7 protein-coding genes and 1 tRNA gene are annotated in these 11,958 nt (G+C 49.7%); 6 read left to right on the top strand and 2 right to left on the bottom strand.

Annotation, left to right across the window (positions count from 1 at the left end; translation table 11 throughout):
• Positions 1–76: 76 nt before the first annotated feature.
• Positions 77–1,588 carry a leucyl aminopeptidase gene (gene pepA, locus I2123_RS21065; RefSeq protein ID WP_112169327.1) on the bottom strand — a complete coding sequence of 504 codons (1,512 nt, stop codon included), beginning with the start codon at positions 1,586–1,588 and terminating at the stop codon, positions 77–79.
• A 278-nt stretch (positions 1,589–1,866) separates the two neighbouring features.
• On the opposite strand from pepA, the gene lptF reads away from it, so the two are divergent.
• Both lptF and lptG read left to right on the top strand, forming a co-directional pair.
• Entirely contained in the window at positions 1,867–2,961 is a 1,095-nt protein-coding gene (gene lptF, locus I2123_RS21060) for an LPS export ABC transporter permease LptF (protein ID WP_112169331.1), read from the top strand.
• Entirely contained in the window at positions 2,961–4,031 is a 1,071-nt protein-coding gene (gene lptG, locus I2123_RS21055) for an LPS export ABC transporter permease LptG (protein WP_112169333.1), read from the top strand. Before lptF ends, lptG begins: the two co-directional genes overlap by 1 nt.
• Positions 4,032–4,103: 72 nt before the next feature.
• On the opposite strand, the gene ampH is transcribed toward lptG, so the two are convergent.
• Positions 4,104–5,243: a D-alanyl-D-alanine-carboxypeptidase/endopeptidase AmpH gene (gene ampH / locus I2123_RS21050; protein ID WP_213051452.1), complete on the bottom strand. Its 1,140-nt coding sequence runs from the start codon at positions 5,241–5,243 to the stop codon at positions 4,104–4,106.
• A gap of 219 nt (positions 5,244–5,462) precedes the next feature.
• Between ampH and I2123_RS21045 the strand changes: the two genes are divergently transcribed.
• The 4 genes from I2123_RS21045 to I2123_RS21030 all read left to right on the top strand — a co-directional run bounded on the left by I2123_RS21045 (position 5,463) and on the right by I2123_RS21030 (position 11,956).
• Positions 5,463–5,547 (top strand) — tRNA-Leu (locus I2123_RS21045).
• Positions 5,548–5,746: 199 nt separating this feature from the next.
• A complete protein-coding gene (locus I2123_RS21040; protein WP_213051451.1) occupies positions 5,747–7,012 on the top strand; it encodes a tyrosine-type recombinase/integrase in 1,266 nt (421 codons plus the stop codon).
• 215 nt (positions 7,013–7,227) lie between these two features.
• The gene (locus I2123_RS21035; protein WP_213051450.1) at positions 7,228–9,900 is read left to right on the top strand and encodes a DNA methyltransferase; all 2,673 of its coding nucleotides are present in this window, start codon (positions 7,228–7,230) and stop codon (positions 9,898–9,900) included.
• A gap of 40 nt (positions 9,901–9,940) precedes the next feature.
• Positions 9,941–11,956 (top strand): DEAD/DEAH box helicase, encoded by a 2,016-nt coding sequence (locus I2123_RS21030; protein ID WP_244879864.1) that lies wholly within the window; start codon positions 9,941–9,943, stop codon positions 11,954–11,956.
• The last annotated feature ends 2 nt before the right edge of the window (positions 11,957–11,958 follow it).

Below are 11,958 nucleotides of genomic sequence, written 5' to 3'. Positions count from 1 at the left end.
TGCGCCCGCCTGTGAAGGGTTTGGCGAACCAAACCCTGATTGTCAAAATTATACCTTATTTGACGGGTGAATCAGATCATTCATCACCGTCAAGACCGGCACGGTTCAGCAGGAACTGTGCCAGCAGCGCGACAGGACGACCGGTTGCGCCTTTATTTTTCCCTGAACGCCACGCCGTACCGGCGATGTCCAGATGCGCCCAGCTGTATTTACGGGTGAAGCGCGACAGGAAGCAACCGGCGGTGATAGCACCACCCGCACGGCCACCGATGTTCGCCATATCCGCAAAGTTGGAATCCAGCTGTTCCTGATACTCATCAGCCAGCGGCAGACGCCATGCGCGGTCACCCGCCTGTTCAGATGCGCCGATAAGCTCATGCGCCAGCGGATTGTGGTTCGACAGCAAGCCGGTGATGTGATGGCCAAGGGCGATCACACAGGCACCGGTCAGCGTGGCGACGTCAATCACCAGCTCAGGATCGAAACGTTCAACGTAAGTCAGCGCATCGCACAGTACGAGACGGCCTTCGGCATCAGTATTGAGCACCTCGACGGTCTGGCCGGACATTGACGTCAGCACATCGCCCGGACGGAACGCCTGACCGCCAGGCATGTTTTCACAGCCTGCCAGCACGCCCACGACGTTGAGTGGCAGATTCAGTTCGGCAACCACGCGCATTGCGCCATAGACCGCTGCTGCGCCGCACATGTCGTACTTCATTTCATCCATGTCAGCCGCAGGCTTGATGGAAATACCGCCGGAATCGAAGGTCAGGCCTTTACCGACGAGCACGATAGGCTTAGCGTCCGGATTCGGATTGCCCTTATATTCCATCACCGACATCAGCGATTCGTTTTTCGAACCCTGACCAACGGCCAGATAGGCATTCATCCCCAGCTCTTTCATCTGCTGTTCGCCGATGACGCGCGTGGTAATGTTGGTGCTGAACGCATCGGCAAGCTGACGCGCCTGCGATGCCAGATAAGCGGCATTACAGATGTTAGGTGGCATGTTGCCGAGGTCTTTCGCCGCTTTGATACCGGCAGACACCGCCAGACCGTGCTGGATGGCGCGCTCACCGCTGGTCAGTTCACGGCGCGTGGGCACGTTGAAGACCATTTTACGCAGCGGACGTCGCGGTTCGACTTTGTTGCTTTTCAGCTGGTCGAAGGTATAAAGCGATTCTTTGGAGGTTTCGACCGCCTGACGCACTTTCCAATAAGTATTACGCCCTTTTACATGCAGCTCTGTGAGGAAGCAAACGGCCTCCATAGAACCGGTGTCGTTGAGGGTGTTGATCGTTTTCTGGATAACTTGTTTGTACTGGCGCTCATCCAGTTCGCGTTCTTTGCCACAGCCAATCAGCAAAATGCGTTCTGAAAGAATATTCGGTACATGATGCAGCAACAGGGTCTGGCCCACTTTGCCTTCAAGTTCGCCACGGCGAAGCAGGGCGCTGATGTAGCCATCACTGATTTTATCGAGTTGTTCGGCAATCGGTGACAGACGGCGAGGTTCGAAAACGCCGACTACAATACAGGCACTGCGTTGTTTTTCCGGGCTACCGCTTTTTACGCTGAACTCCATGCACTCTCCTGAATCTTAAAGACAAGGGCGGGAGGTACGGCTAGAATGGGTCGCCGGAGACACTCTCCCGTCATTGTGTTAACGACCTGTGTTAACCTTAAACGGCGTTAGTTTTTATTTTGGCGGCTATAAGCATGTTCCTATAGGACACCCCAATTCTCGGTGTTGTAATACTATTTTAGCTGTGAAGGTTGCCATATGATGAGAATAAATGACGGATTAGCGATGAAACTAGCGATTTTCCTTCAAAAAGACAAGTTTTCACAGGCGTATTAAGCGTGATCATCATTAGATATCTGGTTAGGGAAACCTTCAAGAGCCAATTTGCCATTCTCTTCATTCTGCTTCTCATCTTCTTTTGTCAGAAGCTGGTCAGAGTGCTTGGAGCGGCAGTCGATGGCGATATCCCAACAAATTTAGTTCTGTCACTTCTGGGTTTAGGTATTCCGGAAATGGCGCAGCTTATTCTTCCTCTCAGCCTTTTCCTCGGCTTACTGATGACGCTCGGGAAACTGTATACCGACAGTGAAATCACAGTCATGCACGCCTGTGGTCTCGGAAAACGGTCACTGGTCATCGCTGCACTGGTTTTGGCGTTATTTACCTCAGTTTTCGCCGGCATCAACGCTATCTGGCTCAGCCCCTGGTCATCCAAGCATCAGGATGCGGTTCTGGCGGAAGCTAAAGCCAACCCGAGCATGGCGGCGATGGTTGAAGGCCAGTTCCAGCAGGCGCAGAACGGCAATGCCGTGCTGTTCGTCGGCAACGTGAAGGGCAAAGAATTCCATAACGTTTTCCTGGCGCAGCTTCGTCCGAGTGGTAACCAGCGTCCTTCCGTCGTGGTGGCTGATAAAGGCCACATGCTGCAGCGCCCGGACGGTTCTCAGGTTGTCACCCTGGATCAGGGAACCCGCTACGAAGGAACCGCGCTGCTCCGAGACTTCCGTATTACCGATTTCACCGACTATCTCGCCGTGATCGGCCATCAGACCGTGCAGCTCGACCCGAATGAGTCCGATCAGATGACCATGACGCAACTGTGGCACTCCGATGAACCGGAAGCGCGTGCAGAGCTGAACTGGCGCTTAACGCTGATCGTGTCAGTCTTCATCATGGCGCTGTTAGTGGTTCCGCTGAGTGTGGTAAACCCGCGTCAGGGTCGCGTACTGAGTATGTTACCGGCGATTCTGCTTTATCTGATTTTCTTCCTGCTGCAAACCTCGCTGCGCTCTAACGGCGCCAAAGGCAAGCTGGATCCGATGATTTGGATGTGGGGAACGAACCTGGTCTACTTCGGGCTGGCATTGATTCTGAATGCATGGGATACATTGCCGGTTCGTAAGTTCCGCGCACGCTTGAGAGGAGCAGCCTGATGTTTGGCGTATTAGACCGGTACATCGGTCGCACTATCTTCAACACCATCATGATGACGCTTTTCATGCTGGTGTCACTCTCTGGCATCATCAAGTTTGTCGACCAGTTGCGTAAAGTCGGGCAGGGCGGATATTCAGCGGCGGGCGCAGGGCTTTACACCTTACTCAGCGTGCCAAAAGATATCGAAATCTTCTTCCCGATGGCGGCACTGCTGGGCGCATTGCTGGGTCTGGGTACGCTGGCAACGCGCAGTGAGCTGGTGGTGATGCAGGCTTCTGGTTTCACCCGTATGCAGATTGCTGCATCGGTGATGAAAACCGCGATCCCGCTGGTGCTGCTGACCATGGCAATTGGTGAGTGGGTAGCACCGCAGGGCGAACAGATGGCGCGTAATTACCGTGCGCAGCAGATGTACGGCGGCTCACTGCTTTCTACTCAGAACGGATTGTGGGCGAAAGACGGTCATGACTTTATCTATATCGAACGCGTGGCGGGCGAGAAAGAGCTGACTGGCGTGAACATCTACCATTTTGATAACGAGAATAAACTTCAGTCTGTGCGTTATGCCTCGTCCGCGACCTTCGATAACGGCGAGTGGAAATTGTCGCAGGTGGATGAATCCGACCTGACCGACAAGCTGCAAATCACCGGTTCCCAGACGCTGACCGGCGTGTGGAAGACTAACCTGACTCCGGACAAGCTGGGCGTCGTGGCGCTCGACCCGGATGCGCTGTCGATAAGCGGCCTCTACAACTACGTGAAATACCTGAAGCAGAGCGGGCAGGAGTCCAAACGTTATCAGCTCAACATGTGGAGCAAAATCTTCTCTCCACTGTCTGTTGCGGTGATGATGCTGATGGCGCTGTCGTTCATCTTCGGCCCGCTGCGCAGCGTACCGATGGGTGTACGCGTGGTAACAGGGATTTGCTTCGGTTTCCTGTTCTACGTACTTGACCAGATTTTCGGTCCGCTGAGCCTGGTTTACAGCATTCCGCCGATATTAGGCGCGCTGTTGCCAAGCGGATTATTCTTCGTCATCAGCATGTATTTGCTGTTGAAGAAAAAGTAAACCGCCGCGTCAGAGACAAAAAAAGCAGGCTGAGCCTGCTTTTTTTACGTCTGTCTGTTGGCATCTGAACTGTCAGAGTTCGTTATTTCGCACCAGCTCGGCGACCAGATCGTTAACGCCATCGCTCATGTTTTTGAACTTGGTCAGCTCGCTGCGGGTGACCACCACAAACACGCCGATACCGCGCTGCGGTACCATCGCGACGTAGGTAATAAAGCCACCGCCGCCACCGGTTTTCTGGATGATGCGCGGCAGCAACGGGGTGGGCGCCATCGTTACCCATCCCATGCCCAGTGAGTCCGCCATGCCCGGTACGTCCATGCCTTTCAGCGACACTAAATCAGAACGTTTGTAGTACATCTTCTGCGCCATTTCGGCGGTAGTCGTGCGCTGCCCGAGGAACTGACGCATCCAGCGGCCCATGTCGGCTGGCGTGGAATACAGCCCGCCGCTGCCCGCTGCGGCAATAGTGTTGATGCAAGGGCTTGGACGCAGCCCGACCATCAGCCGTGAACACTGGCTGGCGTTAGGCGTCAGTGTGGTATCAGTCATCCCTAGCGGCTGGGTAATCTGTTCGCGTAGCAGCTGCGGATAGGGTTTATTGGCCGCTTTCGATAACGCATCGGAAAGCAGGTCAAACGCCAGATTCGAGTAAGACGCGCGGGCACCCGGTGGGACGGTCAGTTTAGCAACGCTAAGCCAGTTCCAGCGATCGCTTTTGGTCGGCCAGGTAAAGACATTACGATGTGCCACGCCGCCCGGCTGCTCACGCGGCAGGCCGCTGGTGTGCGTCGCCAGATTCAACAACGTGATCGGATTGGTGCCGCTGTAACCTGGCACGCGGGCGCCGGCTGGCGCGTATTTACGCAGCGGGTCATTAATACTGACTTTGCCCTGCTGCGCCATTTTGACCAGCACTTCACTGGTGATGAGCTTGGTCAGCGAGGCGATGCGCACCACGGAGTCTTCACGCGGGCGCACATCGGAACCGGGGCGGGTTTCGCCAAAACTGCGGAAAACTTGCTGGTTGTTATCCACCACCACCAGCGCCATTCCCATAGCGCCGCTGCCGTAAAAAATGTGTTCTGCATAGTCATCCACGACCTGCGACGCCAAACGCGCATTCTGCTGCGCATAGCTCCATAAAGGCGTACTGGCAAAGGCCAGCGCGAGGAGCGAAAGAGAGATTTTTTTCAACAAGCGGATATCCATCAACAGGCCATTAAGAATTTGTGATTTGTATACTAATGCCAAGTTTGAAAAACGGCATGGGAAAAAAGCGCTCAATCCTAAGATATTTGTCAGCAAAACCCTCTCGCAACGCGCCCAGCGCCTGTTTTTTCAACACTTAAACCGAACAAGGCGGGATAAGTATTGCGTGACCTGCTGGGCTGGGTATAATGCCCACGTTTTCCGCATACTACTTTCTGTGCCGAAGTGGCGAAATCGGTAGACGCAGTTGACTCAAAATCAACCGCCGCAAGGCGTGCCGGTTCGATTCCGGCCTTCGGCACCATTAGTATGTAAATAGACCTCAACTGAGGTCTTTTTTTATGCCTAAAATCCAGTCCCCGCAAGGCTTTGCCCCGCTTTTCAGTCAACCGACGTCAATCTGAGTTACCCCACATCAACATGCTTGTGAGTATAGAACCGAGTATATATGCTGGTTCGATAATGCTTATATACTCACGGCAGCATATGGAAGGAATACCATCATGGCCCTGACTGATACCAAGGTGCGTTCGTCAAAACCTGAAGCAAAGGAATACTCGCTAGTAGACGGCGATGGCATGTTTTTGTTGATACACCCTAACGGCTCCAAATACTGGCGCTTTCGTTTCCGTTTTGGTGGTAAACAACATCTGATGGCTTTTGGTGTTTACCCAGAGACATCTCTGGCTGATGCCAGACATAAACGAGAAGCTGCCAGAAAACTGGTTGCGGCAGGCATCGATCCTCGTGAACAAAAGCGAGCAGTAAAAGAAGAGTTGGCTAAAGAAGTCTTCACCTTTGAAGTGGTTGCCAGAGAATGGCATGCGACTAATAAGAAGTGGTCAAAAGATCATAGCTCCCGAGTTTTGAAAACCCTGGAAGACTTTCTTTTCCCGGCCATTGGCAAACACAATATCACCGAACTTAAAACTCGCGATTTACTGGCACCTATCAAAGCGGTAGAGAAGTCAGGTCGTCTTGAAGTTGCTTCACGTCTTCAGCAGCGTACCACCGCAATCATGCGCTATGCAGTACAAAGTGGTTTGACCGACTACAACCCCGCGCAGGAAATGGCTGGAGCCGTCGCTACAGCAAAACGGCAACATCGCCCCGCCTTAGAACTTAGCCGCACTCCTGAACTGCTTCATCGTATCGATACCTACACCGGCAGACCGCTCACGCGGTTAGCTATAGAGATGACGCTGCTGGTATTTATCCGTTCAAGTGAACTGCGCTTCGCACGTTGGTCAGAGATCGACTTCGAGACAGCAATGTGGACGATACCGGCAGATCGCGAACCATTGGAAGGCGTTAAGCACTCTCACCGTGGATCTAAGATGCGAATGCCGCACCTGGTACCGTTATCTCGTCAGGCCCTTGCAGTCCTTGAGAAAATAAAACGCCTAAATGGTAATCGCGATTTAATTTTCGTTGGCGATCATGATCCGCGTAAACCGATGAGTGAGAACACGGTGAACAATGCGCTCAGGGTGATGGGCTATGACACGAAAGTTGAAGTCTGTGGTCATGGTTTCAGAACCATGGCATGTAGTTCATTGATTGAGTCAGGGATATGGTCTAAGGATGCAGTAGAACGGCAGATGAGCCATCAAGAGCGAAACTCGGTGCGAGCGTCTTACATTCATAAGGCGGAGCACTTAGATGAGCGGAGGTTAATGCTTCAGTGGTGGGCTGATTTTCTCGATGCGAACCGGGAGAAGGGGGTTAGTCCGTTTGATTTTGGAAAAATCGAATTTCCGGGGCATTAGCTGGCTGTCTTAAACGAAAATTTGCGCTGTCGGATTACAAATTAGCGAGGAATTAGTGGTTTGATTAAAGCCTGTCACCTAGAGGTGGCAGGCGGCTAAAGTTTTTATTTTTTGACGTAATTGAAGTAAGGCATTGGAACTATTTGATAAAGTCTTCTTCGGATAGAATTATGGGATTACCCACTGCGGGTCATGTGTGTTTTTAAGGAATAACAATGGCTGTTAATCAGGCGAAGATTTTTGAACATCTCGAACAACTTGTAGCAACTCCTGAGCAAAACGAATTTATCTACGGCTTTTTAACCGCCTTTGAGTTCCCTAAAGCGACCCTGAGTCAGATTCGGCAAGGAGGGGCGCGTAATGTTGCAAAAGAGCCAGGACATGTTGGGTTAAAAAATAAGCTCTATTATCAGCCGGTGGCGGATACTGATGATATTGAATCTGTTTTTGAGCAGCGTATTGTCGATACGGCTATTGCCAGAAATAAGATCCGCTTCGTTCTGATGACAAATTTTGTTCGCTTTTTAGCCTGGGACACGCTGACGCAGGAGCGTCTCAATATTGATTTTGAAGAACTGCCACGCAACTACGGTTTTTTCTTGCCGCTGGTCGGATTGGAGAAGGCTATTCTCAACAGCGAGAACCCGGCTGATGTGAAAGCCGCTGAGAAGATGGGAAAGCTTTTTGACCTTATCAAGGCGCGTAATGATTTAAGTAAAGCAGAAGATATTCATGCACTTAATGTTTTTCTTACTCGCTTGTTGTTTTGTTTTTTTGCAGAGGATACTGGCATCTTTGAAAAAGGTCAGTTTACTTCGGCAGTTAAGAGTTACACAGCTGAGGATGGCAGCGATTTAGATCAGTTCCTAACGGACCTCTTTACTGTGATGAATAGCAAACTGGATAGTCCATCACGGCAGTCACTTCCTATTCATTTCACTACGTTCCCCTATGTTAATGGTGGTTTATTTGCCAGCGATGAACCAGTCCCCGAATTAGGTCTGAAAGGTCGTCGTCTCTTACTTGAATGTAGCGCAATGGACTGGAGTGCGATTAATCCTGATATTTTTGGCAGTATGTTCCAGGCTGTGATTGATGTTGAGCAACGTAGTCGTTTAGGCCAGCATTACACCTCCTACAGCAACATAATGAAGGTTATACAACCTCTGTTCCTTGAACCATTGCGTAGCGAGTTGGAAAAGCAGCGCACAAATACCAATGGTCTTAAACGATTACTGGTTCGTCTGGGCGAAATTAAGATTTTCGATCCAGCATGTGGTTCAGGTAATTTCCTGATTGTTGCCTATAAAGAACTGCGTCTACTGGAAATGGATGTTATCCGGGCCCTATTGCAGAGTGATCCGCAATCGTTCCTTATGAGCAGGATTCATCTCGACCAGTTCTATGGTGTTGAGATTGATGATTTTGCCTGTGAGATAGCTCGTCTGTCTCTCTGGCTTGCAGAGCATCAGTTAAACAAACAGTGGGAAGAACATATTGGTACAGCGCCACCAGCGCTACCTTTGCGTTCATCCGGTAAGATTTGGAGTGGTAACAGTCTGCAAGTAGACTGGCAGGTTGTATGTCCTAAGGGCACTGATGATGAAGTTTATGTGATTGGTAACCCGCCCTTCTTAGGAACCTTGGGCCGTTCTGATGAACAGCGCGCTGATATGCAGGCGGTATTTAGCGGTTTTAAGTCATTAGGTGGTTTGGATTTTGTTGCCTGTTGGTTCTGGAAGGGAGCGCAATATATCCAGAATAGCCGTGCTGAGCTGGCACTGGTAGCTACAAATTCGTTATGTCAGGGAGAGCAGGTAGCAACACTATGGCCTTCTGTATTCGAGTTGGGTCTAAGTATTCATATTGCTTACCCTACCTTTACATGGGCAAACAATGCTCGTGATAAAGCGGCAGTACATGTGGTTATTGTAGGTCTATCAGGACGAAGCAAAACTCGTCAACTCTACCAGCAGGTAGACGGACATTGGCACAGCAAGCAGGTGAACAATATTAGTCCTTATCTGATTGAAGGTAGCAATATAGCAATAGTGGCGAAAACAAAACCGATGGTAAAGAATATCCCTCAGCTATTGTTTGGAAATAAACCTACCGATGGCGGCCATTTACTAATGGACCGTCATGAACGTGATATTTTGCTAAAACTGGAGCCTCGAGCCGCCCAATGGATTAAAAGGGTTATGGGAGCGGATGAGTTTCTCAATGGTAAAGAGCGCTGGTGTTTATGGTTAGCAAATATTACCAATACAGAGCTTCAGTCAATGCCACTCGTGTTTAACCGTGTTCAAAAAGTAGCAGAAACACGGCGAAAAAGCCCAGATAAAGGCGCTCAAAAAATGGCTGAACGTCCTCATCAATTCAGAGACTTAAATAACCCAGATGATTATATCCTGATACCTAGTGTTTCATCAGAACGACGAACCTATGTTCCTATTGGTTTTTATGATGCCAGTGTAATTTCAACTAATCTAAATTACATTCTCCCGAATGGCACTTTATACGAATTTGCCATCCTGACCTCACTAATGCACAACGACTGGATGCGACTGGTAGCAGGGCGTCTTGAAAGTCGCTACCGCTACTCAGCAACAGTCGTTTATAACCCCTTCCCTTGGCCTAGTGTGACTGATGAACAACGTAAGTCTCTTATTGCATTGGCAAAAACTGTTTTACTCACGCGAGAGAATTATCCAGAAAGCACGTTGGCTGAGTTGTATGATCCGCTGAAGATGCCTGAGGACCTTTTGGAAGCCCATCAGGCGTTGGATAAGGCCGTTGATAGTCTTTATCGTGACAAACCATTCAGGGACGCCACTGAGCGTTTGAGCTGTCTGTTAGAACGCTACGAAGCGCTGACTAAAGCATAAGGTTTCGCTCTGCCAGCCAGGGCATACAGAGGATTGCATTGTGGAAAATATTTTACAGGTTACGTACGGACAGACCGGGCAAAGTGCACGTCTTAATAATCTTGGTATGCGGGAAATGCAGGCACGAGCTTTTGAGCAGCGGAACAACCCTTACCTGCTTATCAAAGCTCCGCCAGCTTCTGGCAAATCAAGAGCGTTAATGTTCCTTGCCCTGGATAAACTCGTCAATCAGGGGTTACGCAAAGCTATTGTAGCGGTCCCTGAAATGTCCATCGGAGGTTCGTTTAAAGATACTGAACTTACTAAGTACGGTTTCTTTGCCGACTGGAAAGTGAAACCTGAAAATAATCTGTGCATTGGCGGCGGTGAGGCGGGTAAGGTTGAAGCCTTTAAACGATTTATGGCGAGCCCTGACGACATTCTGGTTTGTACTCACGCCACCCTGCGCTTTGCTTTCGATAAGCTGAACATTGAATCATTTAACGATTGCCTGGTGGCTATAGATGAGTTCCATCATGTCTCTGCGGATGAAAACAACCGTTTAGGTAATCTGATTGATGCACTGATGCAAGGTTCTGATGCGCAGATTGTTGCGATGACCGGCTCTTATTTTCGAGGGGATACCGTCCCCATCCTGCAACCCGAAGATGAATCCCAGTTCACGAAAGTGACCTATACCTACTACGAACAGCTCAATGGATATCAGTATTTAAAATCTTTAGGTATTGGCTACCATTTTTATCAGGGTCCATACATCAAAGCACTACCTTCGGTACTGGATGCCAGCAAAAAAACCATTATCCATATTCCCAATGTTAATTCCGGCGAATCAACAAAAGATAAACATGCCGAGGTTGATGCCATCCTGGATGCGCTAGGTGAGGTGCAACAGCAAGAGCCAGATACCGGTATCTATCGAGTGAAACGCAAAAGCGATGGCAAATTGTTGCGTGTAGCGAATCTGGTTGATGATAACCCGGCGGAAAGACCGAAAGTACAGGCGTACCTGCGTAACATTCAGTCTGCTGACGATATGGATATCATCATTGCATTGGGCATGGCGAAAGAAGGGTTTGATTGGCCTTTCTGTGAGCATGTGCTGACAATTGGTTATCGCAGCTCGATGACGGAGATTGTGCAAATTATTGGGCGGGCGACACGAGATTGTGAAGGCAAAACTCACGCACAGTTTACAAACCTCATTGCTCAGCCTGATGCTCAAGATGATGACGTTAAAGTATCGGTAAACAACATGCTTAAAGCCATCACCACCTCGTTGCTGATGGAGCAAATCATGGCTCCAAATATTCAATTTAAGCCACGATCTCAATGGACTGGTGAGCCGTTACCTGCCAATACTGTTCTGGTTGATGATCATGCATTACCGGTATCAGACAAGGTGCTGACAATCCTTAACGGCGGAAAAAACGAGATCCTTGCAGCGCTAATGGCGAATGAGCAGGTGGTTAAAGAGGCTATTACCGAGTCAACACCGCCTGAGGTGATCACTCAGGTAGTGCTACCATCTGTGATACAAACGCTTCACCCTGACCTGACTGAATACGAACTGGAACAAGTGCGCAGTGGTATTTTGCAGAGTCTTTTTGTGGGTCAATGTGGTGGTATTATTGATGAAGCTGATTTACCGCCGGATGCCATTATCGATAACAGTCCAGGTCAGCGGACCGGCAGTTCGAATGACTCGTTAAATGTTAACCATCAGTTTATAAAAATGGGTGATAAATTCATCAACATTGAAAATCTGAATATTGACTTGATTGATGCAGTGAATCCTTTCCATGGAGCTTACGAGATTTTGTCAAAATCAGTCACCGCGACGATGCTAAAAACCATTCAGGAAGCTGTCAGAGCGAATCAGGCACAGGTATCTGAGGAAGAAGCGGTGATGCTCTGGCCCAGAATTAAAGCCTTTGCCAGTGAACATCAGCGGGAGCCATCACTGAATGCCAGTGATGCGATAGAGGTTCGTTATGCTGAAGCATTGGCCTATATCCGAAAAATGAAACAGCAGCGCATTGTGCGACAGGAACCGTAATT

This window comes from Rahnella inusitata, from assembly GCF_018288855.1.
In the GTDB taxonomy this organism is placed as follows: domain Bacteria; phylum Pseudomonadota; class Gammaproteobacteria; order Enterobacterales; family Enterobacteriaceae; genus Rahnella; species Rahnella inusitata.
This window is presented reverse-complemented; position numbering and strand designations above follow the sequence as displayed.